This is a genomic window from Pseudomonadota bacterium, from assembly GCA_022361155.1.
Taxonomy (GTDB): Bacteria; Myxococcota_A; Polyangia; order Polyangiales; family JAKSBK01; genus JAKSBK01.
In genome coordinates, this window is sequence record JAKSBK010000597.1 from 1 (window position 1) to 24,437 (window position 24,437).

The 24,437-nt window shown below is 65.6% G+C and carries 21 protein-coding genes and 1 pseudogene; 13 read left to right on the forward strand and 9 right to left on the reverse strand.

All coding sequences use genetic code 11. From position 1 onward, the window contains the following. Nucleotides 1-114: 114 nt before the first annotated feature. Both MJD61_22275 and MJD61_22280 read right to left on the reverse strand, forming a co-directional pair. Nucleotides 115-1,005, reverse strand: a complete 891-nt coding sequence (locus tag MJD61_22275) for a hypothetical protein (GenBank protein MCG8557986.1) — start codon at nt 1,003-1,005, stop codon at nt 115-117. A 716-nt stretch (nt 1,006-1,721) separates the two neighbouring features. After that, nucleotides 1,722-1,919 carry a hypothetical protein gene (locus MJD61_22280; protein ID MCG8557987.1) on the reverse strand — a complete coding sequence of 66 codons (198 nt, stop codon included), beginning with the start codon at nt 1,917-1,919 and terminating at the stop codon, nt 1,722-1,724. 113 nt (nt 1,920-2,032) lie between these two features. Here MJD61_22280 and MJD61_22285 point away from each other — a divergent pair, with 113 nt between their 5' ends. The 3 genes from MJD61_22285 (at nt 2,033) to MJD61_22295 (ending at nt 4,275) form a co-directional block, all read left to right on the forward strand. Then, on the forward strand, nt 2,033-3,547 hold the full coding sequence (locus tag MJD61_22285) for a DUF2961 domain-containing protein (protein ID MCG8557988.1): 1,515 nt from the start codon (nt 2,033-2,035) through the stop codon (nt 3,545-3,547). 87 nt (nt 3,548-3,634) lie between these two features. Next, the gene (locus tag MJD61_22290; protein MCG8557989.1) at nt 3,635-3,901 is read left to right on the forward strand and encodes a ribbon-helix-helix domain-containing protein; all 267 of its coding nucleotides are present in this window, start codon (nt 3,635-3,637) and stop codon (nt 3,899-3,901) included. Then, complete coding sequence (locus MJD61_22295) at nt 3,898-4,275, forward strand: PIN domain nuclease (protein MCG8557990.1); 378 nt, start codon at nt 3,898-3,900, stop codon at nt 4,273-4,275. Before MJD61_22290 ends, MJD61_22295 begins: the two co-directional genes overlap by 4 nt. Before the next feature lie 169 nt (nt 4,276-4,444). Here MJD61_22295 and MJD61_22300 read toward each other — a convergent pair whose 3' ends face one another. Beyond that, a complete protein-coding gene (locus MJD61_22300) occupies nt 4,445-4,999 on the reverse strand; it encodes a type IV toxin-antitoxin system AbiEi family antitoxin domain-containing protein (protein ID MCG8557991.1) in 555 nt (184 codons plus the stop codon). Nucleotides 5,000-5,228: 229 nt separating this feature from the next. Between MJD61_22300 and MJD61_22305 the strand changes: the two genes are divergently transcribed. The 4 genes and pseudogenes from MJD61_22305 to MJD61_22320 all read left to right on the forward strand — a co-directional run bounded on the left by MJD61_22305 (nt 5,229) and on the right by MJD61_22320 (nt 7,964). Next, nucleotides 5,229-5,960, forward strand: coding sequence for an AAC(3) family N-acetyltransferase (locus MJD61_22305; protein MCG8557992.1), 732 nt, complete (start codon nt 5,229-5,231; stop codon nt 5,958-5,960). 82 nt (nt 5,961-6,042) lie between these two features. Then, on the forward strand, nt 6,043-6,681 hold the full coding sequence (locus MJD61_22310) for an SRPBCC family protein (GenBank protein MCG8557993.1): 639 nt from the start codon (nt 6,043-6,045) through the stop codon (nt 6,679-6,681). A gap of 7 nt (nt 6,682-6,688) precedes the next feature. After that, a pseudogene (locus MJD61_22315) lies at nt 6,689-6,811 on the forward strand (transcriptional regulator). A gap of 133 nt (nt 6,812-6,944) precedes the next feature. Then, the gene (locus MJD61_22320) at nt 6,945-7,964 is read left to right on the forward strand and encodes a hypothetical protein (GenBank protein ID MCG8557994.1); all 1,020 of its coding nucleotides are present in this window, start codon (nt 6,945-6,947) and stop codon (nt 7,962-7,964) included. Here MJD61_22320 and MJD61_22325 read toward each other — a convergent pair. Then, complete coding sequence (locus MJD61_22325; GenBank protein ID MCG8557995.1) at nt 7,961-8,806, reverse strand: amidohydrolase family protein; 846 nt, start codon at nt 8,804-8,806, stop codon at nt 7,961-7,963. The genes MJD61_22320 and MJD61_22325 overlap by 4 nt on opposite strands. Then, nucleotides 8,803-9,261 carry a dCMP deaminase family protein gene (locus MJD61_22330; GenBank protein MCG8557996.1) on the reverse strand — a complete coding sequence of 153 codons (459 nt, stop codon included), beginning with the start codon at nt 9,259-9,261 and terminating at the stop codon, nt 8,803-8,805. Before MJD61_22330 ends, MJD61_22325 begins: the two co-directional genes overlap by 4 nt. Before the next feature lie 388 nt (nt 9,262-9,649). Between MJD61_22330 and MJD61_22335 the strand changes: the two genes are divergently transcribed. Continuing rightward, nucleotides 9,650-10,111, forward strand: coding sequence for a response regulator (locus tag MJD61_22335; protein ID MCG8557997.1), 462 nt, complete (start codon nt 9,650-9,652; stop codon nt 10,109-10,111). Between the two features lie 3 nt (nt 10,112-10,114). Here the strand turns inward: MJD61_22335 and MJD61_22340 are convergent, their stop codons facing one another. Both MJD61_22340 and MJD61_22345 read right to left on the reverse strand, forming a co-directional pair. After that, the gene (locus MJD61_22340) at nt 10,115-11,023 is read right to left on the reverse strand and encodes an oxidoreductase (protein ID MCG8557998.1); all 909 of its coding nucleotides are present in this window, start codon (nt 11,021-11,023) and stop codon (nt 10,115-10,117) included. Nucleotides 11,024-11,048: 25 nt separating this feature from the next. Further along, nucleotides 11,049-12,362, reverse strand: a complete 1,314-nt coding sequence (locus tag MJD61_22345) for an MBL fold metallo-hydrolase (GenBank protein MCG8557999.1) — start codon at nt 12,360-12,362, stop codon at nt 11,049-11,051. A 115-nt stretch (nt 12,363-12,477) separates the two neighbouring features. On the opposite strand from MJD61_22345, the gene MJD61_22350 reads away from it, so the two are divergent. Next, on the forward strand, nt 12,478-13,077 hold the full coding sequence (locus MJD61_22350; protein ID MCG8558000.1) for a TetR/AcrR family transcriptional regulator: 600 nt from the start codon (nt 12,478-12,480) through the stop codon (nt 13,075-13,077). Between the two features lie 115 nt (nt 13,078-13,192). Here the strand turns inward: MJD61_22350 and MJD61_22355 are convergent, their stop codons facing one another. Together MJD61_22355 and MJD61_22360 are read right to left on the reverse strand one after the other, a co-directional pair. Further along, nucleotides 13,193-14,875, reverse strand: a complete 1,683-nt coding sequence (locus MJD61_22355; GenBank protein MCG8558001.1) for a hypothetical protein — start codon at nt 14,873-14,875, stop codon at nt 13,193-13,195. A 72-nt stretch (nt 14,876-14,947) separates the two neighbouring features. Continuing rightward, nucleotides 14,948-15,208 carry a hypothetical protein gene (locus MJD61_22360; GenBank protein ID MCG8558002.1) on the reverse strand — a complete coding sequence of 87 codons (261 nt, stop codon included), beginning with the start codon at nt 15,206-15,208 and terminating at the stop codon, nt 14,948-14,950. On the opposite strand from MJD61_22360, the gene MJD61_22365 reads away from it, so the two are divergent. The 4 genes from MJD61_22365 (at nt 15,207) to MJD61_22380 (ending at nt 24,352) form a co-directional block, all read left to right on the forward strand. Next, complete coding sequence (locus MJD61_22365; protein MCG8558003.1) at nt 15,207-16,922, forward strand: hypothetical protein; 1,716 nt, start codon at nt 15,207-15,209, stop codon at nt 16,920-16,922. The two genes, MJD61_22360 and MJD61_22365, sit on opposite strands and share 2 nt — an antisense overlap. 200 nt (nt 16,923-17,122) lie before the next feature. Next, nucleotides 17,123-18,628 (forward strand): TolC family protein, encoded by a 1,506-nt coding sequence (locus MJD61_22370; GenBank protein ID MCG8558004.1) that lies wholly within the window; start codon nt 17,123-17,125, stop codon nt 18,626-18,628. A gap of 3 nt (nt 18,629-18,631) precedes the next feature. Then, complete coding sequence (locus tag MJD61_22375) at nt 18,632-20,506, forward strand: efflux RND transporter periplasmic adaptor subunit (protein MCG8558005.1); 1,875 nt, start codon at nt 18,632-18,634, stop codon at nt 20,504-20,506. Between the two features lie 18 nt (nt 20,507-20,524). After that, entirely contained in the window at nt 20,525-24,352 is a 3,828-nt protein-coding gene (locus tag MJD61_22380; GenBank protein MCG8558006.1) for an efflux RND transporter permease subunit, read from the forward strand. The last annotated feature ends 85 nt before the right edge of the window (nt 24,353-24,437 follow it).

The window sequence follows — 24,437 nt, forward strand, 5'->3', positions numbered from 1 at the left end:
CGACCAGACCACAGCCATAGCGCGGCGAGGATCGATATCGGCTCGGCCAGGCGACAAGATCCGCGTCGGCGGCATCGGCGGCCGATCTGGGTCCCGATGGCTCGCCAACCCCGCTCACGAGGTGAGCGCTCGAACCTCGCACCCGATTGCTTCGACCAGTTCGACCCGTCGCGGGTCCAGGACCCGCACCTCGTGCTCGCCGGCAAAGAAGGTCGTGATACGGATGTTGTCGATCCGGGTCTTACCGATGACGTGGTTGGGGCCGAACTTGTTCGCTGCGACCCAGCGCGCGAGCGAGAAGCTCTGCAGCGACGATTCCCAGAACGCGCTCGCCTCGGAGTCAATCGGGAGCTTGTGCTGCCGCGCGATCTCGTCGCTCACCCGGCTCCGGTCGCGAAGGTGTCCTGTCTCACATCGCACTGTTCGGTCGTGGACCGAGTTGAATGACAACGCCGAGTCCGAGAGCACTGCTGCCTGCGTGGTCACGTACCGGGACCAGAGGCCAGATTCGAGCTCGTAGCCGGTATCCGGCATGCTGAACACGTGGGCCTTCTGTACTCCGCGGTAAAGCAGCACGTGGCCGGAAGCCAGAAGAGGCTGGTCCTCCTCCTCTACGATCTGATAGCTGCCGTGCTGGATGAAAACGACGGTCGGCCGGCCGGGCCTGGACTCGTGGCGATAAACGGCGATCGGCGCTTTCACTGCCTCTGACGTCGCTGCCCCGAGGGCGAAGGCCATCCTGGAGACCGCACCCGCGCGCGCCGCCTGCCAGAAGAGAAACACTTCCCGCGCATCATCCCGGTGGTGCGCTCCGAAGTAGAGATGGCGCCGCCGCGCCACATCGCGCGCGAAGATGTCTGGCAGAACCCACCCATACTGGAAGAAGTAGTCGCGCTCGGGCGGTGCCTCCGGGTGGTACCCCAGCTCGCCGCGAGCGGCTAACCACGGAACGAGCCGGCCGTCCTCCATGACGGTCGCCGTCGAGTATTTCCGCTTGATCGCCATCGATCTGGTGGACTCACTCAGCTCAGCGCATCCTCGCACAGCAACGCCCCGCTGCGAACGCAAGAAACCGAAACTGCAGGCGCTTTACCCCGCGACCTACATGCAAGAGAGCGTGTTGCCGAACACCACATTCGGCAAGTGCGGGTTCTTTGTCCCTGCCACGCACCCATCATCGGGATCTGGTTCTCCGGGGCCTTCGGCGACGGGGCTTCCGACTGCCCCAAGTGCAAGGGCCGCATGCGCATCACCAACGTGGCGATCACCGCACACGACATCGGCCGCATTCTGGCTCGCCATGGCCTCGGACCCAGATCCCCGCTACCGCGTTCCATTCCGAGCCCGCCCGGGCAGTCGAGCTTGCCGCTGGGCAGCTGAGCGGGGAGCTGAGACCAACGCCGGTCCGCCGAGCCGAGGCAGCCGTGCATGTCGCGCCCCGCAGAAAAGGGTGCTCCCCGACGCTCGCCGTTCGGCTGACCGCCACCAACGCCCTCGCCATCCTAGCCTGGGCCCACATCAAGCCCCGGTCGCCTGTGACGCTACTTGCAGCCTACCCCCCTTTCGCATACTTAAATGTCCTTCTCGCCCCACATCAAGCCCCGGTCGACCGTGACGCTACTTGGCGCCTACCCCCCTTTCGCAACCTTAAATGTCCTTCTCGCTCTCGCCCGCGCAGCCGCTGCTACGATCGAGGCCCAGGCCGCGCTCGGGGCCGAACCTCACGGTCGCAGACGCGGCTCGCGCAGCTGACCCCGGTCACCGACCAGGGCTACGGTCTGGTGACCACGCTCGAGCTTCCGGGTGGCGTCGACGTCATCCTGTACGAGCCTCGCCACACGCAGCAGCCTGCCAAACCAGCTTCTGTGAGCCTCCGACCTCCAATCCAAATCGAAGGAAAACCACGTCCAACCTGGCATTGATTCTCTCTGGGAAACTCATGCATAAAGAACCTCTTATCATGCCTGCACTTCGTATGCTTACTTCTTCATTGCTTGCGGGCTGCGCCGTCGCCCAGGCTCCCGAGGTCACGATGAAGACGCTGCTGCAGGACATGATCGACCGCGATCAGGTCGCCCGGTTCCCCGACCCTGCGTTCAAACTCATCCAGTTCAGCAGCTACGACCGACGCTCGGTCGCCCCGGACAAGCCGCATTGGCTCACGGGCGCACGTACGGACCGTGGCCATGTCATCCGCACCGAGGAGAACAGCGGCCGCACCGAATACGTCCTAATGGACCACCAGGCCCCCGGCGCGATCGTGCGGACCTGGGCGACCGACCGCCGCATCGCGCCCAAGCCCTACAACGGCCCGGTCAACGCCATCATGCGTGTCTACATTGATGGCAACCCCGAGCCCGCGATCGTGGGGCACATGAACGATGTCTTCAACGGCGACGGCCTGATCCCCGCACCGTTCGCCCATAAATCGCTGTCCTCCTCCGTCTCCTTCTTCCCGATCACGTATGCCAAGAGCTGCAAGATCACCGTGGATGAAAAACCCTGGTTCTACTACTTCACCTGCCGCGAATACACCCAGGGCACGCGCGTCGAGTCGTATTCCAAAGAGCGTTTTGATGCACTGGATCGGGAAACCGCCAAGGTCGGCCGAACGCTGGTCGCTCCGAAGGTCGACGGGCCGACACGCAATACCAACTGGCGTGGCAAACTTGCTGGCGGTAAGGAAACCACGCTTGAGCTGCCCAAGGGCGAGTCGGCGGTCTACGAAATCACCCTGGAGCCCGAGACGCTCGACGACCCGCGCCGGATGCGAAGCCTGATCCTCAAGGCGAGCTTCGACGGCAACGAAACCGTCTGGTCCCCGGTCGGTGAGTTCTTCGGCACTGGCGTCGGGCTCAACCCTTTCCAAGGCTGGTACCGCACGGTGACCAACGACGGCAAGCTGATCTGCCGCTGGGTGATGCCCTACCAGAAGAACGCAAGCGTCTCCGTCCTCAACCTCCATGACGAACCCGTCAACCTGTCGTTCAAGGTCGCCACAAAGCGGTGGAAGTGGGACGAGCGCTCGATGTACTTCAATGCGGGCTGGCGTTATCAGGAAGCCGTTCGTGGCCCGTCCGATTGGAACTACGCAACGCTGAAAGGCAAAGGCGTCTACGTCGGCGACACCCTGACCATCTGGAACCCGGTCAAGGGCTGGTGGGGCGAGGGCGATGAGAAGATCTACTTCGACGGCGAAGACTTCCCCTCCATCTTCGGCACCGGCACAGAGGACTACTACGGCTACGCCTGGGGCAACCCGAACGTCGATTTCTACGAGCACCCCTTCCACGCCCAGGTCCGCGTCGGCGAGTTCAACAAGAACCACCGCACCGCACCGGTCGACAACTGCTACGGCTACTCAACCCAGACCCGCAGCCGATCGTTGGACGCGATGCCGTTTAACACGTCCATGAAACTGGACATGGAGGCGATGTCCAACCGGGAGTTGGAGTACGTCGTGGGCAGCTACTGGTACGCGATGCCCGAGACGACACACAACTTTACACCCAACCCCGACGCTGCCAAGCGGCCGATACGGAAGTGAGGCTCCGCCACAAGTAACGTACTCGAAGGCGCAGCAGCAGCGCGGTTCGCGTTGCCGGGGCTGACTTGCCATGGTATGGCGATTGGTATGGCGACGACCAAAGTAACCGTCACACTTGACGATCAACAGTTGGAGGCCATTCGCAAACTCGTCGCGTCAGGCAAGGCTCAGAACGTGTCGAGCTTCGTTCGACACGCGGTCGGCGTGTCGCTCATGGACGTGGCAGGCTGGGGGCGGTTGCTCGCGCGTGCGCTCGAACAGAGCGGCGGTCCGCTGACCAAGAAGGAGCGCGCCTGGGCGGATTCCGTGCTCGAGACCGGTCCGAGGCGCAGGCGTCGGCGCAAGGTCGCGTGAAGGGAATCACGTTCGACGCGGGCGGTTTGATTGCGCTCGAGCGAAACGACCGACGTGCGATTGCCCTGTTGGTACGCGCGCAGGAGATCGGCGCACGTATCACGGTACCCGCGACAGCGCTCGCGCAGGTGGTTCGGCAACCAGAGCGACAAGCACGCTTGTCGCGTCTGGTTCGGCAACCGCTGACTCGGGTCGTGCCTCTTGACGGAGCCGATGCCATCCACGTCGGGATCCTGCTTGCTGCGAGTCGCACGGCGGACATTGCAGACGCCCACGTGGTGATCTGCGCCCGCCGCACTGGCGAGCCGATCCTCACGAGCGATTCCGACGATCTCAGATGTCTCGACCCGAGTGCACGTCTGATCGCGTGCTGACGAGGCGCGCACGCGCCAGTCCGCATTGGTTACCAACTTCGAGCACGCTGGTGACCGATGCGGGCTAGTCCGCCATCGATCGCAGTGCAGCCCGGAGTTGCTTGACGGCTGCGGTCTGCGGTCGTGGGTCGCTTACCCCGAGGGCCGAGCCGGTCGAGCGGGTGGTCGGTCATGCTCTAGCTTTCAGATGGCGAGCAAGATCGTCCAACGCCAGGGCCCGGAGAAGTCCGAGACGCCGCGCGTTGTCGATCGCCTGCCGCACGAGCTGGGTCGGCACACGCGTCGCGATGGCTTGCCGGATCGCAACCGCCGGCGTGACGATGCGAATGCCCTCGTGCCACGTGACATCCGCATCCGCGAGCTGCTCGTGGTGCACGACGTATCGGTCCCCACCCTTGCGCCGCGGCCAGTAGCCCGGTGGAAGCGTGATGTGGATCTTCGCCGGATTGACGTCGCACAGCTCGTGGAGCTCGAGGGCGGTATCGTGGCTCAGCACTCCCCGGCCCGCGGGCCACAGGCTCGCGAGCATGTAGGGATCGAGAGGCGTCGCCGGGACGTGAGGAAAGCGATAGATGCCGTGACCAACGCGTTCGACCTTGCCTCGCTGATGCCACTGGCGCAGGAGCGCCGGATCGGCGCCCAGCCCGCGCACATCCTCGAAGGTGACGAACCCGTGCTGGTCGGCCGCCACTTCGAGCACGCTTTCCCAGACTCGCCCGGGCATCGTAATACCGTGGCAAAATAATACGGTATTGCAACGTCCAGGGAGCTCTCGTGTGAATAGCGTAGTGATTTACTACGGTATTACTCCCCTCGTGCCCCGCAAGTTCCTCGAAGCCCGCGACCCGTGCGGGAAAGAGCGTTCCGATGCGTTCCAGCACCTGCTCCTCGCTCCAGCTCGAGGGCCTACAAAGCGCAGCTCTTCATCTACAATCGTGCGCTCGGACGACTGCATGAGCGATGAACGTGATGGATTGGTCGACTCTCTTGAGGCGCTGGGTGTGCGACACGGAGATACGGTCATGGTTCACGCTTCGATGCGACGTGTCGGGATGCGGGCCGAGGTTCTTCTCGATGCCATCGAGGCGGCCGTAGGTCCTGACGGGCACATCATGATGCTCGTTTGTGCTCCAGAAGGACGCCCGTTCGACCCGGCTGTCAGTCCCGCATGGGCCGAGCTTGGTGTGCTCGGCGAAGTTTTCCGCACGCGGTCGGGTGTCGTTCTCAACGAACACCCCGTCGCCCGAATGGGTGTCTGGGGAAAGCGAGCGACCGCGTTGGTGCTCAGTCCTCCCCTCGACGATTATTATGGACCCGGCTCGCCGCTCGAACGACTGGTACGAGATGGAGGTAAGGTACTGCGCCTTGGTGCCGACTCCGACACAGTGACACTCTTTCACTACGCGGAGTACGTCGCCGCGGTGCCGAATAAGCGGCGTCGCAATTGGTCGGTGGATGTTGTTGGAGCCGGTGGCATTGAGCGTATCCACGGCACGTGTCTCGACGACAATGCTGGGATTCGAGATTGGGCCGGTGAACAGGACTATTTTGCCCAGATTCTCATCGAATACATCGAAACCGGCCGCCCGCAAACGGGTCGTGTCGGCGGAGCAGCTTGCGAGCTGATCGATGCCGAGGATGCAACTCGCTTTGCGGTCGGCTGGCTTGAGAACGCGTTCGGATGAAAAGGTCTTGGCGAGACGGGCACACCAGCAGCGTGGCACGCGGCATTGGATTTTATTAGCTCATCCTGCGACACGAAGTTAGATGAGAGGGAAACAGATGAACATCGATGTCACTCGCCTGATCGGCGCAGTCAACCGGGAATTGGAGACTCGCGAATTCAACGGAAAGCCCGCCCGAGCGCTGGTTGCGAGTCGTGTCTACGATACGACCCGCGACGACTTGTGGGACGCATTGACCACTATCGAAAGACTGCCCCGCTGGTTCTCGCCGGTAACCGGCGACCTCCGGCTCGGCGGCCGCTACCAAATCGAAGGCAACGCATCCGGTGAGATTACCCGCTGTGAGCCGCCAAGGTTCTTGAGCGTCACCTGGGAGTTTTCCGGGGACGTCAGTTGGGTTCAGGTCGAGCTCGAGAAGGTCGAGACCGGGGCGCTTCTTCGCCTCGAGCACCTCGCACACGTACCACAGGAGTTCTGGAATCAGTACGGTCCCGGCGCCACCGGCGTGGGCTGGGAGCAAGCGTTTCTCGGCCTCGACCTTTATTTGGCGAAGTCTGAGATCAAACCCAAGGAGACCGAGGTGTGGCTCACCACCGACCGCGGCAAGTCGTTCATCCGTCAGTCGAGCGATGCCTGGGGGCAAGCGTCGATCGCCGCCGGCACCGATGCGACGGCGGCCCGTGAAGCCGCCCAGAGAACGACGGAGTTCTACGGCGGCTAGAGCGCGCATGAACGCTTTCGATGTACTTGCCGAGCCTGTCCGCCGTCGAATTCTCGAAGTTCTCGTTGATGGCGAACTGAGCTCGGGGGAGATCGTCTCGGTCGTCGAGCGTGAATTCGCAGTTTCTCAGGGCGACAGCGGTGCCGTGCACGGCGAGGCTGGCGACGGACGGAGCGATGCGGCCGGATGCCGTGATGACTGGTCGTCCGCGTTGACGTTTCAGGCAGCAGCCCAAGGTGGTTCCGGGTATCGTTGGGCGCTGGATGCGGACACCAGCGCCGGCTGCCGGTCGTGCCACAACCCACGCAAGGCCCGAGCCCGAGGGGCGTCGCTGGCTGGCCATCGGCACGATTGCCCTCTTGATGGCGTTGCCTGGCACCGGCCTGGCCCGCACCGGGCATGCCTTTTCCGCGGTCCAGCTCGCGGAGCACGACACTGCCGACTGTGCTCAGGTCGATAGCGACGAACTGCGCAGGCTCCTCGGCATCGAGCTCGAGGTGCCGGTGCTCAGCCAGGCGAGTCCCGACGCGGTTCGCGTGCAGTTGCGATGCCAAGCAAGCGAGCTCCGCATCGTGCTCTCGGGCCGTGTTGCGCGCAGCAAAGTACTGCAGCTGAGCCAAGCCGAGGTGGCCCTGCAGCCGCGCATCATCGCCCTGACCGTGGCCGAGCTGCTGCACGACGCGCGGCTGCCTCCTGCGCGGGCAGCCGCGGCGCGGCCGCCGCGGCGCAAACCCCCTCCGGAAGCGAGCTCGCGCTTGCGGGTGGACCTCGAAGCGCTCGCTCAGGCCCATGTGTTTGCAGTCGACAGCCATCCCATGCTTGGCGCTGGGGTCGCGCTCTTTTTTGGCCACCGCTCGCATCTCGGAGCGAGAATCGCGGTCACGGCAGCCGGCGATCGCCAGCGTCGCAGATTGCGTCCCATCGATGGGCGTGACGTCGAAGGCAGCGTTTCGCGCACCCTGCTGACCTTCAGTGCTGCGCTCGACTGGCCGCTGGCGGCTGCGAGCGCGGCAGAGCTGCACGTGGGAGCGGGATACCGTCTGGGCGCGGGCAGCTCTCGGGGTGAGGGACCCGACCCGAGCTCGTGGCGCGCGCTTTGGGGCGGCCCGTTCGTGACCGCCCGCGCGCAGACGCGGCTGCTAGACCCATTGGTGCTCACGCTGGCTGCAGTCGCGGGAGCGACCAACTTCGCGGTCCGGGGCGTGGTCGAGGACGCGGACGACGCCAGGCTCGAGGGCGCCTGGTTCGCGCTGCAGCTAGGGGCCGGAATCCGGCTGCGCTAGCCGGCAACCAGGCCGTAGAAGCCGCAGGCGGTCCGGCCCAGGATCCATTCCTGCTCGTGTGCTTCGAGGCCGGCGATGAGCTGGCGAGTCATCGCGTACCAGCCAGGATAGCTGCCGGCCAGGTTCAGCACGGGCCAATCGCTGCCCCACATCAGGCGGCGGGGGCCAAAGGCCTCGATCAGCACATCCACGTAGGGCTGCAGCTGTGCGGCGTTGCTGTTGGGAGCCGCTTCCGTGAGCAACCCCGACAGCTTGCAGCAAGCGCTGGTGTCGCTGGCGATCGCACGCATCGACTCGGACCAGGACGCGAGGCCTTCTGCGCTGCCTTGCGCGATGTTGGGCTTGGCGCCATGGTCCACCACCACCCGAAGCCGGGGATGGCGTTTGAGGAAGGTGTGGAGATGGGGCAGGTGGACGGGACGCACCAGCGCATCGAAGGTCAAGTCGCGCGCCACGAGCGTTTCCAGCGCCGGCCCGAGCGAGTCCCGCAAGATCCATTCCGGGTCGGGCAGATCCTGCAGCATGGGCCGAATACCCTTGAACTTCGGGTGGCTCGACAGGGACTCGATCACCTGCGGGGCGTCGCTCGCTTCCATGTCGACCCAGCCCACTACGCCCGAGATGAAGCCGTGCTGGTCGGCCAGCTGCAGCAGAAAACGCGTTTCGGCGACCGTAGCCGCGGCCTGCACCAAGATCGTCCCCTCGATACCCTGACCCCTGAGATGGGGATCCAGATCCTCGGGCGAGTAGTCGCGGTACAGCACGCCGAGGTCGCGAGTGAGCCAGTCGTAGTCACCGCGCTCCAGGCGCCAAAAATGCTGATGTGCGTCGATTCTCGTCATGGTTCTCCATCCATGGCTACGGTACGGGTTGCGACGCCCGCTTCGTGCAGCAGCGCCATGCTCAGCGCGAAATCGGCCTGCCAGCGCTCTGGAACATGCACGCCCGCGGGATGGACGACCTCGCGCAAACCGGCTTGAACCAAGGAGCGAGCACAGCGCGTGCAAGGGGGCCATGTCACGTACGCCACACAGCCCTTGAGCGACACGCCGATCCGGGCCGCGTGCATGATGGCGTTTTCTTCGGCGTGACAGATCAGCGGGTACTTCAGATCGCGGTTTTCCAGTCTCGTGAGCGTATCCTCGACACCGCGCGGAAAGCCATTGAACCCGGTGCTGCGAATCTCACGGTCCGGCCCCACCACCACGCAGCCCACCTTCGTCGACGGATCCTTGCTCCAACCGGAGATGTGCGCGGCCAGCTCGACAAACCTCCGGTCCCACTTGGGGCCCGTCAAAGGACAACCTCTTCGTTTCGCCGGCTCCGACCACGGCTGGCTGCGTTGCCTCGCATCAAAACACCACCAGTATTCTTCGTCGTCGCGCCTTGCCAGCGGCACCCGGTCCTCTGTGATCTGCACAGGCTGTTTTGCTAGTGCCGAACGGCACTGGGCAAGCCGACCAATAACGCCGCTGCGAAGCCGAAGCAAGCGAGGTTTGCCGGGCGTGCGCACAGCTTGCGACTACGTCCCGCGCGTGAGCCTCTGCGCGCATTTACAGTGCAGAGAACCGAATCCAACGTGATTCTGGGATCTTGCTGATAGAGGCCCTCTTTTTTTGGCGCCGATGGCCTCAAGGAGCCGCCGCAGCGGGTCGTACGTGAATTGCCGAAAGGACGGCCCCGCCATGGGAAAGGCCACGATCCCTCCGGCCAAGAAGTGCTCGCCGAACGTAGTGCTGGTCGTTGACGACAGCGCGCTGGCGACCCGCACCCTGGCTCGATCGCTCAGGGACAAGACGATATCGGTGGTCCAGGCCCAGAACGGCCACGAAGCGCTTGCCTACCTGGAATCGGGAAACGTGGACGTCATCGTGAGCGATGCCCGTATGCCGGAGCTCGACGGTGTGACCCTCTTGCGCATCGTCAGCAAGCGCTGGCCCCACATTGCGCGGGTGCTGTACACCGGATACATCGAGAGCTACGTGGACGCCGACGCCGATACGATGAGCTTCATCGACGGGATCTTCTCCAAGGGTGGCCAAGAGCGCGAGGCGGTCGAATCGGTCCGCTTGCTGGCGCACAAGCAGGGCGCGTTTCTTGGGGTTTCGGACGCGGGCGCCCGCTACGGGCTGGGGGGTCCGGGGTAGCCTCTAGGCGGCCGGCAGGTTGTAGTGAACACCCGTCAGCGCCTCGCTGACCTCCCAGAGCCGAGAGGCAACGCCGTCATCCTGCGCCAGCTTGGTCATGGGGACGCGCTTTGGGTAGCCACGCATTTGCATGAAGCCGTCTGGACCGTAGTAGTCGCCGCCGGATGCCTCCGGATCGGTGGCCGCGCGCAGCGTTGGCAGGGCGCCCTGCGGCGCCTTCATGCCAACGAGGGGGCTGAGGAAGGACGCGAAGCCGCTGGTTCGCTGCAGGTCGGTGGCGGTCCAGCCAGGATGGGCTGCGGTGACCAGGACGGACGCCCCGGCAGCCCGAAACCGTCGCTGCAGCTCGCGCGCAAAGAGCTGGTTGGCGAGCTTGCTCTGCCCGTACGCGGGCCAGGGGGCGTAGCCGCGCTTGTCGAACTGCAGATCATCGAAGACGATCTTGCCCATGTTGGCCGCCGTGCTCGAGACCACCACGACGCGCGCTCCCCCGGTGGTGCGCAGGCGCTGCAGCAGCGCCCCGGTCAAAGCGAAGTGTCCGAGATGGTTGACGCCGAACTGCAGCTCGAAGCCCTGTGCCGTCTTGCTGGCGGGCGGCACCATCACACCCGCGTTCAGAATGAGCAGGTCGAGTCGGTCGTGCCGAGCCGCGTAACGCTCCGCGAACGCCGCAACGTTGTCGAGGTCCGAAAGATCGAGCTGCTCCAAAAGGGCGGTCGCAGCCGGTGCGTCGCTGGCGATGCTGTGCAGAGCCGCCTTGCCCTTTTCGAGGCTGCGGCAAGCCAGCGTCACGTGCGCACCCTTGCGCGCCAGCGCTCGCGCCGTCTCCAAGCCGATGCCCGTGTTGGCACCGGTGACGATGACCTTGCGGCCCGTTTGGTCAGGGATGTCATCGAAGGTCCAGGCAGGCATGGGGGCTCCTTTTCGCAAGTTGCTCTCAGCGGACGGCAAGCGCGGGCACCGGGACCAGCACGCCCGGGGCCATGGGTGTTCGGGTGCGGTGTTGCATTGCGCTCGGCGCAGCTTCGACTTCGAGCTCGCGCAGCATCCAAGCAGGCAGGCCGCTCGATACGACAGGGGACTCGCTGGCGTCCTGCCAGGGCAGCGCGGGCCACCAAGGCTCGGCCGGTGTGTCGTCCGGCTTCAGTGTGGTGCCGGGTCGCGGCAGCGCGATCTTGACTCCGTGGCGCTTCGCAGCCGCAACGGCTCGTTCGACCGGCTCGGTCCAGCCGTGGTTTGCCAGGTCGAAAGTCCCCCAGTGCACGGGCACGTAGAGCTTGCCCCGCACCAGCTTGTGCGCCAGCACCGCCTGCTCCGGACCCATGTGCACGTCCGCCCACAGCTCGTCGTAGGCGCCGGTCTCGAGCAACGTCACATCGAACGGTCCCAGGCGCCGACCGATCTCCGCAAAGCCCGGGAACATCGCGCTGTCACCGCTGAAGTAGACGCGGTGCTCGGATCCGATGATGGCCCAGCCGGACCACAACGTGCGGTCACGGTCGGCCATGATCAGCGAGCGTCCCGAAAAGTGTCGTGCCGGCGTCGCGACAAGGCGCACCGTGCCCACGTGCACGTCCTGCCACCAATCGCGCTCCACGATGCGCGCCCTGTCGACGCCCCAGCGCTCCAGGTGTGCGCCCACACCGAGCGGCACGACGAACAGCGGTACGTGCGCGCGCAGTGCCTCGATGGTGGGTTGGTCGAGATGATCGTAGTGGTCGTGGGAGATCGCCACCGCATCCACCCGCAGCGACAAGAGCTCGCTGAGCGGCAGCGGCGGAGCGTGAAAACGTTGTGGCCCAGCCCAGGAGAAGGGCGAAGAGCGCTCGCCCCAGACCGGATCGAGCAACACGCGCGTGCCGTCGATCTCGACCAGAGTCGTCGAGTGGCCAAGCCAGGTCAGCTGCAGGCCGTCTTCAGGCGCCTCCTCGAAGTCGGCGGCACGCCTGGCCTGAACCGGCAGATCGACGTGCGGCCGAGCGTTGTCCGTGCCGCGCATGAGCTTTTGCAGCATGGGCGCGATCTGGGGGGCCCGCTCCGGCAGCGCGTTGACGAACCGCTTGCGCTGGGGGTCCCAGTTGCTCGACCGCGCGAAGGCTTCGGCCTGCGCCGAGCTTTGAACGATGCTGCCGCTGTGGTCGCTTGTCATGGCCCAGCCTCCAAACGTGAGCAAGGGTATCGCAGCCAGCGTGGCCACCCGGCCAGGGGACCGCCGTCTCGATATCGATCGTGCGTTGTTCGGCATGGTCATGGCGGGCTCCGTTGACTGGCTCCGATTCCGAGTTACACTGCACAGTGTAGTTCCCTCGCGGCGAACGTCAACAGGCAAATGCACTGCACGGTGTAGTTTCTTGCAACACACTGAAATGAAAGAGCAAAAAGACAGGACCCGAGCAAAGCGTGACGAAATCCTGGCCGCTGCCGCCGCGGTCTTTCGGGAGGAGGGCTACGACACCACCAGCATGGATCGCATTGCCGAGCGTGCGGGAGCTTCCAAGCGCACCGTCTACAACCACTTCGGCAGCAAGGAGGCGTTGTTCGAGGCGGTCGTAGGCCGGCTGATCGAACAGCAGCTTCAGGCAAAGCGGGTAGCATGGGACCCGTCCAGGCCGCTCGCCGATCAGCTTCGCGACTTCGCGCGTGCCAAGGGCGCTATCGCGGACGACCCGGCTTCGATGGCGCTCATGCGTGTCGTGCTCGGCGTGTTCATCCGCGACCCGCAGGCCGTGGCCCGGCTCTTCGACCGCTACGCCGCCGAGGAGGACTCGCTGGTGTCGTGGCTGCAGCAAGCCCACGCCGCGGGTGCGCTCAACGTGCCCGAGCCGGAGCTGGCCGCCTCGATCTTTTGGTCGATGGCCGGCGGCGCACTGTTCTGGCCACCGGCCGTATTCGGTCGTGGGGTCCAAGAGCCGGAACGGATCACGGCGGAGCTCGTCGAGACCTTTCTCGCGCGCTACGGCGCGTAGTCCACCCGAACCAAGCGACCGGATGTCCGGGATAGTGCTCCCGCTCCGAGTTGCAGCTCCACCCCCTTCGCCGCCCCCCCAGGCTGGCTAGCGCCGCACGTGGCGCCTGCGCCGGTCATTGTGGAGCGAGCACCACGTTTTCCCAGGTCGGCGTGAGGTTGTTCCGATCCTCGGGTTGATTCCACAGGTGAACCGCATTGTAGCTCGTGAGCGTACCGGCTTCCTCCACGAGACCGGCGATGAACAGCTGCCTTATGACACCGATGCGCTGCGAGGAAAACAGCAACCAGTAGTAGGTACGAGTGCCCACGCTGCGGGCCTCGGGTGACCACTTGGGCCACGAGTTGGCGGTGCCCGGGCTTTGCCGGCCCGTACACTGCGGCGGGTCGTTCGCTGCCAGGCGGGTGGCGATTCCACCGTTGGCAGGGACAACGAGAACCTCCGACTCGAGGTTGTTGGCGCTGTGGCTGTGGTTGCCGACGCGCGCAAAGACGACCAGCTTGCTGTCCGGCGAGAACGTCGGCATGAACTCGTTGAACTCGGGCGTGCTGCCGCCAGCCAGAGGCAGTGCCATGCCGCCCTGCCTCTGGTTGTACGGGACCACATAGAGATCGCCGCCCGATTTGACGATGATCCCCACATCGGCGGGCCCGGAAGCGTAGACGATCTTGGTGCCATCCGGGCTGAAGTCGGCTCCCGACGGCTCCCCCGAGTCACCGATACGTTGAATGACGTCCCAGCCTTGGCCTTGTTGGTCCGAAACGGCTTCCAGATCCGTCCAGATAATCTGGCTGAGGCCCGCGCCCCCATCCTTGAACATCGACAGCATGATGCGATCGCCAGGCGACCAATGAGCGCGCGAGAAGGCCGGGATATGCTGCTGCTGGCGCCCCAGCATCGCCTCCCCCGCTGGGCTCATGAACGGTGGCGCGGCCACCTGCCCCTCCGCAGACGCGAAGACGATCGTTGCGGGGTTGCCTATCCTGGGGGTAGCGGTCTGGGAAAACGCGAGGTACCTGCCATCGGGGGTCGAGGCGTGGCAGCCGATGCACTGGGTGCTGCTCGAGACCTGGCTCTCGCCGACCACCGTCTGTACCGCTTCCTCGCCTGCCTTGAAGCCGCGCAACAGGGTCTCGTTGGTCAGATCGTCGATATCCCAATAGATGATGCTGCCAGCTGCGGGCACCGGAGCAATCCAGATCAGTCCAGTGGAGCCGAGCTGCGGTGGGCTTGGAGCGCCGCCGACCCGGGCGCTGCGCAACTGGACCTCGATCGGCTGGCCGGCAGCCGCGGCGGTTAGCGCGCTCCACATGTCCACCGGCATGGTCCATTGCGTGGCGGTGGTGTAGACCACGAGGTCGTTCGGTTGCGTCGGACTGCGCAGGCGCAGCTCGGCCACGTCGTGATCGCCAGGAAGCTCGAAGCGGAAGCGGGGCGGCAGCCAGTTTGTCGGGAACATGGCTCCTGGACCATGAACCTCGGGCGCGACGAGACACGGGCCGCCCCCGGGGCTGCTCGGCTGCCCGAAGACCTGGGGTGCGTTAAGGGGCACGCCGGGATCGACGATGGGACCCAGAGGGAAAACCGGAGGCGGAGGCAGCCCAATGCCTCCGGCAACGCCGAAGCCGGCTCCGCCAGGTAGGCCTGCCACCCCGCCCGAACCGCCGACGCCCGCGATGCCGCCCCCCCCTGGGGCCCCGCCTACCGAAACGTTTGGCGGCAGCACCTGACCACCGGGTCCGGATCCGGACCCGGCCGCGCAGCCCCAAGCGCAGGCACCGGCAATCAGTACCCCCAAGGCAAACTCGTAAGATAAGAGCCTCTTCCACATGGTAGCAAGAATACTGCAAGGATGTACATTAGCAAGCCATCACCATGCATCACCATGCGCAAGGTAGTCGACCAGGCACGCAGCCTTGGATCCTGGCCTGTGCGACGCCCGCACTGCTGCCGTACGGGTGCAGCCCCGGGTGCCATCCCCGAGCGCTTCGACGGCATCGGGCGTCACTTCGTGAAGGTGGCTGTTGATCCCGGCCTGCGCCGGCTGCAGCCGACGCTGATCCGCGTCGATCCGCGAGCTGGCTTGCCCCGGCCGCCCCCGACGGATAGTGGTGACCCCGGAGGTCGGCATGAAGCTCGGCTATCTCTCGGCACCCGTGTGGGTGCTCGCCTGCATGGCCGGCTGCGGCAGCGGGCAGTCGGACCAGGTCCCTGCCGGGCCCGGCCCCGGCGGTGTCCAGTGCGCAGGCTTCCCGCCTGCCAGTCAGCTGCAGCGATCGTGCATCCGCACCGGTGCCGGGACGCCCGACGCCTGGGCCCGCTGCGGAGGGAGCCTCGCTAACGAGGACGGCAATGCCGTAGCCGTCGACTGGATGGGCAACGTCTACCTGGGAGTGGGCATGGGCGACTCCGATCAGAGCGGCCGCGACATCGCAGCGCATTGTTGGGGCATGTCCGAGCTCGAGTACGGTACGGTCGCATTCGATGGGATGAGCGTGAGCACGGCAGCCGACGAAGATCCGGGCCTGATCAAGTACAGCAGGAACGGAGACGTGCTCTGGGTACAATCGGCCCCGGGCCTGGGGGGCGAGGGCGAGATCCGAGGGCTTGCGGTCGATCCGGTCGACGGCAGCGTCGTGGCCGTCGGAGACTTCACCGGAGCCGCGGAGTTTCAGCCTGGCGCGCCGCTGACGTCGCTCAGCCGGGACCTTTTTGTCGCGGACTACGACCCCACAGGCCAGGTGATCTGGTCGAGAACAGCGATGATCCTGCCCGACCCCGACGGCCCCGACGAGGCGGAAGCTTGGGGCGTGGCCATCGACCCCACGACCGAGCTCATCACAGTGACCGGGGATTTCCGTGGCACGATGACGCTTGGAGCCCTGGGCCCGGCTCCGATCGAGTTGCACGCGAGGGGCAGCAAGGATATGTTCGTCGCCCAGTTCGACAAGCTGGGCAACGTGCTTTGGGCAGATGACGTGGGTGGCATGGGCGACGAGTCGGTAGGCTGGGACGTGACCGTGCAAACCGACGGCAGCGAGATCGTGGTGGGTGTGATCGCGGGTGCCGCGCCCGACCACGTCACCGACCGCTTCAACAACGATGTCGTTGTAATCCCGTTTGGGGGGTCGGCGGGCTCCGACATGCTGCTCGTGCACTACGCTCAGGACGGGCGCGTGCTGTGGGTCACTCATGCTGGCTACCCGGGACGCTACACGGGTGGCCAGGGCGTTGGTCACGACGCCGCCGGCAACGTCTACGTGTCGGGTCAGCTGGCGAACTGCGGGCTCTTCCCGAGGATCCCGCTTCGCCCGGGCGTACCGCCCCCCCCGCCCGCTTTCGATCCCGCACTGCGGCAGCCGCTTTGCGTCGACACGCCCGCTGCAGCCGCTCTCGAGGCTCCCGGCAGGGTCTCGTTCGTTGCCAAGTACCTGCCGGATGGCAGCCTGAGCTGGGTCAAACAGAGCGGTGGGAGCTTCGCGATCGAGGTCGTAGACGACCCGGTGATCGGGCAGTTCTTCTACATCGGTCACGATATCGTGAACAGCGTCACGTTTGGCATTCCCCCGGGCCTGGTCCAGACCGTGAGCTCGGTGGCCGATGGTGTTCGCAGCCACTCCATCGCGAAGTACGACCTCGAGGGCGGGCTTCAGTGGGTCAAAGTCGTGGGGGGCACTGGAGACAGCGGCATCGAGGACATCGCCGCAGATCCCGTGGACGGTGCAGTCGTCGGCACCGGCAACATGGAGGGCACCGCTCTGTTTCCGAGCGGCGAGACCTTGACCTCCAGTTCCGGAGACCTTTACCCACGCGACATCTTGCTCTACCGATTCGCTGCCCACTGAACCGACTATCCGCGAAGCCAGGTGTCATCTCGAGCCGCCGCGCCAGTACCGGGCACGACCACGACCGCAATGTGTATCGCAACACCTCCGCCGGGTCGTCCGACCTGCAATGCGCCTTCATCAAGCTCTTTCTCAAGAAGTCGGGTCGATCATCAAAACAGCCAGCTGCGGTCGGAATCGGCGATTGTCGGACGGCAGGTGTGAAGCTCCGCGTGTGTGAGGTGCTGATCGGCCTTCTTGATGTGCGGCGCAGGCTGCCTCTGGTGGGCTGCGTTGTCGCGCTGGGTTGCGCGAGCGAGCTGGAACGCGCATCGCAAGCCGGCCTGGCTCGCACTTCGGCTCGTTTGAACGCAGCTGAAGGCGGCGCACGGCCTGGGCGCCCCGCAGCACGATTCGACGGAGCGCAATTCGATGGAGCGCGATTCGATGGAGCGCGATTCGATGGCAAGCTGAGCAGCTACGTTGCCCATGCCTTTGCGCTCAGCCCGAGCTTGCGTTCCTCCTTTGAACAATGGCGCGCGGCTGCGAGCAAGCCCGCCCAGGAGCGTAAGCTGTCCGAGCCTGCGATCAGCTATGCGGCCTTCGTGCGTCACGTCGAGACGCGCGTGGGACCGCAGCAACACAGGCTTGGCATTCGCTGGATGTTCCCCTGGCCTTCGAAGCTGACCGCCGGTGGCCGCGCGGCCGCCTACGGTGCGCTGGCACAGCAGCGCAGGTTCGAGGCGCATGCGCTCACCCTGGCGGCACAGGTGGCTCATGCCTACTGGAAGCTGTGGCGGGCAAGACGCTCGAAACAGGTAAGAAAGAGGCAGCACGCGGTGCTTTTGGCGCTCGCGGATCAAGTGCGCGCGCGCATCGCAGCCGGCACGGCGAGCCTGGCCGATCTGGCCCAAGTGGACCTGTCGATCTCTCGCAGCGACGACAGCGTTGCGGGCCTCGCTGAGACCATCCGCGCGGCGAGCGCAGCGTTGATCCGACGGGTGGGGGCGCCACCCGCCAGTGAGACACCGACGGAGCTGCAGCCGCCCTGGGGTGTGGGTAACCTCCCAGCGGATGACATCGAGGCCCTGCGCTCGTTCGCCTGGGCTCACCCGCGCGTCGGTGCGCTGTCGCTGCTGAGCAAAAGCAGCGACCAGCGTGTGCTGCGCGCCCGCGCGAGCCGTTATCCCACCATTGGCGTTGGTGTTGACTGGATGATCACCGGTCAGGCGCTCAACCGAGAGCTCGACGACAGTGGCAAGGACGCCGTGATGGCCATGGTCTCGCTCAGCTTGCCGCTGTGGACGTCGGCCTACAGCGCGGCCGAAGCTCAAGCGCGAGCCGAGGGAGCCGCGTTCGCGGCGCAAGCACAGGCGCTGCGGGACCAGGCGACGGCCGAGCTCGAGACGGTGATGTCACGGCTGCGGGATGCGGCGCGGCGCGCGCGGCTGTACAGGAGCACCCTCATCCCCCAAGCCGAAACGACCTACCGTTCGGTGCTCGACGGCTACGCCAACAGTCGTTCGACGTTGGCGGCGATTCTACTGGCCGAGCGGGAGTTGCTCGAGCTGCAGATCGGCTTGATCGGCGCCCAGGCTGACTGGGCTGCTGGCTGGGCGTCGCTCGAGCATGTGGTCGGCCGACCCGTGGCACCCCAACAAGGTGGAGAGCAGGCGGTTTCCGATCGGCAGGCGGTTTCCGATCAGCAGCGCACCGGAGGCTGGTGATCGATGCGGGTTGGACGGTTGCCCCAGCCAGCAGGCTCCGCGATCGCGCTGGTGTTGATCGCCCTGGCCTTTTGGCTTGGCCACAACCTGGGCGCCTCCGGGATCGGGGACAAGGAACAGAGCCAAGCGCTCACCGCAAAGGACGAGCAGGCCGCGCCGGCCACGGTCTGGACCTGCTCCATGCACCCTCAGATCCGAATGGATGCATCGGGCAGCTGTCCCATCTGCGGTATGGATTTGATTCCTGCAACCGCTGCCGCTGACGAGACCGAGCAAGGCGCTGCCACGGGCAAGCGGGTGCAGCTTGGCGCCCGCGCCCAGGCGCTGGCCCGGATTCGGACCACTACGGTCACCCGTACGCAGCCGCGTGCGGAAATACGCTTGCTGGGACACGTCGACTACGACGAGACGCGCCTGCGTACGGTGGTTCCCTGGACCGCGGGCCGCATCGAGCGCTTGCATGTACGGGTAACCGGCGAGCGCATTGGCAAAGACCGCGTGGTCGCGACGCTCTACAGCCCGGAGATCTATGCGGGTATGCGGGAGCTCGTCTCGGCCTTGCGCCAGGTCGAGCAGCTTGCGAGCGGTATGCACGGATCGGCGGGACGGGCGCGGGCGGCCCTCGAAGCTGCGCGCGAGCGCCTCAAACTGCTGGGCGTCTCCGAAACCCGGATCGCGCGGGTGGCGCGCACCCGCAAGGCTCCGAAGAACGTGGACGTGCGAACCCAGTTTTCGGGCACCGTGATCAAGCGGCTTGTGGACGAAGGCCAATATGTTTCCGCGGGCACGCCGCTGTACCACGTCGCGGACCTATCACGCGTCTGGATCCAGATCGATGCTTTCGAATCGGATCTGCCTCAGCTTGCCGTGGGCCAGAATGTCGTAGTGAAGGTCGAGGGGCGCCCCAAGGAGCCCTTCGCAGGCAAGATCGCGTTCATCGACCCCGTGCTCGACATGCGCAAGCGCACGGCGCGGGTACGCGTTGCGGTGAGCAACCGCAAGGGCCGACTGCGGCCGGGCATGTTCGCTGAAGCAGTCGTACAGGCCGATCTCGGCAAGCGCCTGGCCCAGCTTGTAATCCCCGACAGTGCAGCGCTCTTTACCGGGCGGCGTTCGGTCGTGTACGTGGAGGTTCCCAACGCCAGCCGCCCGACCTACGAAATGCGCGTGGTGCGACTGGGGCCGCGATCGGGTCCTGTTTATCCGGTCTTGGAAGGGCTCAGCGAAGGCGAACGCGTCGTCAGCAACGGCGCTTTTGTTCTGGATGCGGACCTGCAGCTCGCGGGCGGTCAGAGCATGATGACCTTGGCCGACGATCGCTCGCGGACGCCGGAGCGGGAGCTTGAGGTGCCGAGCGCCTTTCGCAATGCGCTCAAGCCCGTGGTGCTGAGCTACCTCGATGCCCAGCGGCAGCTCGCGTCCGACGGGATGGACGCTGCCCGTGGCGCGCTCCGCAAGCTTGCGCGCGCCACCAATCGCGTCGAGCCTCTCGGATCGCGCGCTGCGCGTGACGCCTGGCAAGTCGTCGCAGACAAGCTGGTCGGCCACGCCCAGCAGGGCGCGCGAGGCAAGCAGCCTGGCGACGTACGTTCCGCCTTCGAAGGTACAAGCAAGCAGATCCGCGAACTGCTGCGCCGCTTTGGAAACCCAACGGCCGCCACCTTGCGACTCGCCTTCTGTCCCATGGCGTTCGATGCCAAGGGAGCCGAGTGGATCCAGAACGACGAGCCGCTTGCCAACCCCTATTACGGCGCGGCCATGCTCCGCTGCGGAGAGTTTCGCGCGAGCGTCGCGGCAGGCGAACTGCTCGCGGGGCTGTCCGAGGCTGCGCCCCCCGCACCGCCGCCAGCTGGCGCTGGGACCGCGCACCGTCATTGAAGACAGAGCGAGGGCAGCGTGACTGAACACCAGCAAAGTCTCGGGGAGCGCAGCTGGGAAGCCTTCGTCGGCTTCTTCGTGTCCAACAAGCTGGTGGTGTTGGTTCTGGTGGGCCTGCTCGTCGGTTCTGGGCTCATGGTGGCGCCTTTTGCTTGGGACCTCGGGCCCTTGGCGCGTGATCCCGTGCCGGTGGATGCGCTGCCGGATATCAGCGAAAACCAGCAGATTGTCTTCACAAAATGGCACGGGCGCTCGCCACGCGACGTCGAGGACCAGGTCACCTACCCGCTGACGACGGCGCTGCTGGGCATTGCAGGCGTGCGCTCGATTCGCAGCGCATCGGTGTTCGGCTTTTCGAGCATCTACGTCATCTTCGAAGACGAGGTCGACTTCTACTGGTCGCGCTCGCGCGTGCTCGAAAAACTCGCGTCGTTACCTGCGGGCACGCTTCCCGACGGGGTGGCACCGGCGCTCGGCCCAGATGCCACGGCGCTCGGACAGGTCTTGTGGTACACGCTCCAGCCACAGGACGAGCAAGGGCGGGTGGTGGCGGGCGCGTTCGACCTGCACGAGCTGCGTTCGATCCAGGATTGGACCGTGCGCTACGCGCTGCAGGGCGTAGCAGGCGTTTCCGAAGCCGCATCGGTCGGTGGCCACGTGCGCGAGTATCAGGTCGATATCGATCCGGAGGCCATGCGAGCCCATCGCGTGTCGATCGGGCAGGTGGCGCACGCGGTAAGGCGCGCGAACCTGGACGTGGGGGCACGCACCATCGAGATCAACCGGGCCGAGTACATCGTGCGCGGACTGGGCTTCATCCGCCGGCCACACGACCTGCGCGAAGTGGTCATCCGCAACCAGGACCACACGCCGGTCCGGGTCAAGGACGTGGCCAAGGTTGGCTTCGGTCCAGCCGCCCGGCGCGGTGCCCTCGACCACGGCGGAGCCGAGACCGTAGGCGGGGTGGTGGTCGTTCGCTTCGGCGACAACCCGCTTGCGGTGATCGAGCGCGTGCGCGCAAAGATCGCCGAGATCGCCCCAGGTCTGCCGCGCCGCACGCTCGAGGACGGCCGGGTGGCCCAGGTCAAGATCGTTCCGTTTTACGATCGCACCCAGCTGATCCACGACACCCTCGGCACCCTGGCCAACGCGCTGTCGGACGAGCTGTTGATCACCATGATCGTGATCTTGCTCATCATGCGCCAGCTGCGCTCTTCGCTGGTGGTCTGCTCGCTGTTGCCCCTCGGCGTGCTCGCTACCTTCGCGGCCATGAAGCACCTCGGCGTGGACGCCAACATCATGGCCCTGTCGGGCATAGCGATCGCCATCGGCACCATGGTCGACATGGGCATCGTGTTCACCGAGAACATGGCCACGCATCTGGAGCAAGCCCCCGCCGGCGCAAGCTCGCGAGACATCGTCAGTCGCGCGGCCGCCGAAGTGGCGCCGGCGGTCATGACCTCCGTCTTGACGACGGTGGTGGGGTTTGTGCCGGTGTTCGGCCTGACCGCCTCGGAAGGCAAGCTCTTCTCACCCCTGGCCTATACCAAGACCTTCGCCATGCTCGCCGCCTTCGCCGTGTCGGTGATCGTGCTGCCGCCGCTCGCGCACCTGTTTCTGCGAGGCAGGCAGCAGACGAACGAGACGCCCGCTCCTCTTGTGCGTGTTGCGCACCTGCTGCGATCGCGCGAGGCCATTTTCGGCTGGGCCGTGTCCATCGGAGCCCTGTTTCTTTTGAGCTCGGGGCGCACGGGCCTCGGTTGCGCTGCGCTGCTGGTCGCGATCGTGGAGCTTGTCGAGCCTCTGCTTCCCGGTCGCGCCCGCTGGTTGGCCAGGCTGCTCACCACAGCTCTTGCCGCGCTGCTGATCGCGGTGCTGCTGACCAAGCACTGGCTCCCGCTCGGTCCGGCGCACTCGCTGGCTGGGAATCTGGCCTTCGTGGCACTTGCTGTCGCGCTGCTGATGGGCCTCTTCCTGCTCTTTCAGCTCGTCTACCCGAGCCTGCTCGCCTGGTGCCTGCGCAACAAGCTTGTGTTTCTGGCAGGCAACCTGGCTTTCTTGGGCCTTGGCCTGTCGGCTTGGCTAGGAGCCTCCACCCTGTTCGGATGGCTTCCCGAGAGCTTGCGCGAGGCGCACCTGAGTCGGTCGGTTGCGGCGGTTCTGCCCGGCCTCGAGAGCGATTTCATGCCTCCGTTTGACGAGGGCTCCTACCTGTACATGCCCACGACTACGCCGCACGCTTCGCTGGGTCAGAGCCTGGAGATGCTCAAGGCCATCGATGCTGCGATCGCAGCGATCCCGGAGGTGCGGGACGCGGTCGGCAAGCTGGGACGGGCCGACAGCCCGCTCGATCCGGCCCCGGTGTCCATGTTCGAGACCGTGATCAACTACAAGCCCGAATACGTGCTCGATGCCGGCGGAGCGATCGCTCGCTTCAAGTTCGACGAGCGGATCGGCGCCCATGCGAGGAACAGCGCGGGAGAGCTCATCCAAGACCCCGATGGGCGACCCTTTCGACAGTGGCGTGCTCACATCCATTCCCCTGAGGACATCTGGAAGGAAATCACCAAGGCGGCAGAGTATCCCGGTGTCACGGGAGCCCCCAAGCTCATGCCCATCAAGACGCGCATCGTCATGCTGCAAACGGGCATGCGCTCGGCGGTAGGCATCAAGATCAGGGGACCCGACCTCGAGACCCTGGAGCGCTTCGGTCTCGAGGTCGAAGGCATTCTCAAGGGCGTTGCCGAAGTCGAAGCCGCGACCGTATTGGCTGACCGAATCGTGGGCAAGCCGTACCTTGAAATCGAGATCGATCGCCAGGCCATCGCGCGCTACGGGCTCACCATCAGGGACGTGCAAGACATGATTCAGGTCGCTATCGGCGGGCGCACGCTCACACGCACGGTGGAGGGACGCGAGCGCTACCCGGTCCGAGTGCGCTACATGCGCGAGGAGCGCGACAGCATCGAGGCCCTGGGGCGAGTCTTGGTGCGGGCTTCGGGCGGGGAACAGATCCCGCTCGCGCAGCTCGCAAAGATCCAATACGTGCGCGGCCCGCAGATGATCCGCTCCGAGGACACCTTCCTGACCAGCTACGTGACCTTCGATCCGAGCCAAGGCATCGGCGAGGTGCAAAGCGTACGGGCCGCTCAGCGGGTGTTGCGCGACACGATCGAGGCGGGCGACCTGCAGGTGCCCCCCGGCGTGAGCTACCGCTTCGCCGGCACCTACGAAAACCAGCTGCGCAGCGAGGAGCGCCTGCGCGTGCTAGTGCCGGTTGCCCTCGGGATCATCTTCTTGCTGCTTTACCTGCAGTTCCGGCGTACGGGGCTTGCGTTGATGGTTTTCACGGGCGCCGCGCTGGCTGCTGCGGGCGGCTTCTTGCTGCTGTGGGCCTATGGAAAGCCGGGCTTCCTTGACGCCGAGCTGTGGGGCGTCGATCTGCAGAGCCTGTTTCACATAAGGGAAACGCGCATGACCGTAGCCGTGTGGGTGGGCTTCCTCGCGCTCTTCGGCATCGCGACCGACAACGGCGTGATCGTCGCCACCTACCTGATGCAGCGCTTCCGCGGCAGCGCGCCGAGCAACGTCGCGGAGATCCATCGCTTGGTCGGCGAGGCCGGCCAGCGTCGCGTACGTCCCTGCCTGATGACCACGGCCACCACCTTGCTCGCGCTGCTCCCGATTCTGACCTCGACCGGTCGCGGTTCAGACCTGATGCTGCCCATGGCCCTGCCCACGGTGGGCGGCGTGTCCTTTGGCTTGGTCACGCTCTTGACCGTGCCTGTGCTCTTCAGCCTGACAGAGGAGCTTCGACTGCGACGGCGCCGGGCGCAGGATGGATGACGCGGGAGCTGGGGTGGCCGTCGCGTGGGTGTGGTCCACCCCACCCCCTTGACAGCTGCCTCCACAGGGTGTCCTGTTGCGGGAT

Excerpts from the sequence above, each read along its gene's own strand:
- MJD61_22280 (MCG8557987.1), bottom strand. The coding sequence starts at position 1,919 with ATGCCAGGTTGGACGTGGTTTTCCTTCGATTTGGATTGGAGGTCGGAG.
- MJD61_22365 (MCG8558003.1), top strand. The coding sequence starts at position 15,207 with ATGAAGCTCGGCTATCTCTCGGCACCCGTGTGGGTGCTCGCCTGCATG.
- MJD61_22345 (MCG8557999.1), bottom strand. The coding sequence starts at position 12,362 with ATGACCATGCCGAACAACGCACGATCGATATCGAGACGGCGGTCCCCT.
- MJD61_22320 (MCG8557994.1), top strand. The coding sequence starts at position 6,945 with ATGCGGACACCAGCGCCGGCTGCCGGTCGTGCCACAACCCACGCAAGG.
- MJD61_22285 (MCG8557988.1), top strand. The coding sequence starts at position 2,033 with ATGAAGACGCTGCTGCAGGACATGATCGACCGCGATCAGGTCGCCCGG.
- MJD61_22310 (MCG8557993.1), top strand. The coding sequence starts at position 6,043 with ATGAGAGGGAAACAGATGAACATCGATGTCACTCGCCTGATCGGCGCA.
- MJD61_22375 (MCG8558005.1), top strand. The coding sequence starts at position 18,632 with ATGCGGGTTGGACGGTTGCCCCAGCCAGCAGGCTCCGCGATCGCGCTG.
- MJD61_22350 (MCG8558000.1), top strand. The coding sequence starts at position 12,478 with ATGAAAGAGCAAAAAGACAGGACCCGAGCAAAGCGTGACGAAATCCTG.
- MJD61_22325 (MCG8557995.1), bottom strand. The coding sequence starts at position 8,806 with ATGACGAGAATCGACGCACATCAGCATTTTTGGCGCCTGGAGCGCGGT.
- MJD61_22290 (MCG8557989.1), top strand. The coding sequence starts at position 3,635 with ATGGCGACGACCAAAGTAACCGTCACACTTGACGATCAACAGTTGGAG.
- MJD61_22305 (MCG8557992.1), top strand. The coding sequence starts at position 5,229 with ATGAGCGATGAACGTGATGGATTGGTCGACTCTCTTGAGGCGCTGGGT.
- MJD61_22335 (MCG8557997.1), top strand. The coding sequence starts at position 9,650 with ATGGGAAAGGCCACGATCCCTCCGGCCAAGAAGTGCTCGCCGAACGTA.
- MJD61_22300 (MCG8557991.1), bottom strand. The coding sequence starts at position 4,999 with ATGCCCGGGCGAGTCTGGGAAAGCGTGCTCGAAGTGGCGGCCGACCAG.
- MJD61_22275 (MCG8557986.1), bottom strand. The coding sequence starts at position 1,005 with ATGGCGATCAAGCGGAAATACTCGACGGCGACCGTCATGGAGGACGGC.
- MJD61_22340 (MCG8557998.1), bottom strand. The coding sequence starts at position 11,023 with ATGCCTGCCTGGACCTTCGATGACATCCCTGACCAAACGGGCCGCAAG.
- MJD61_22360 (MCG8558002.1), bottom strand. The coding sequence starts at position 15,208 with ATGCCGACCTCCGGGGTCACCACTATCCGTCGGGGGCGGCCGGGGCAA.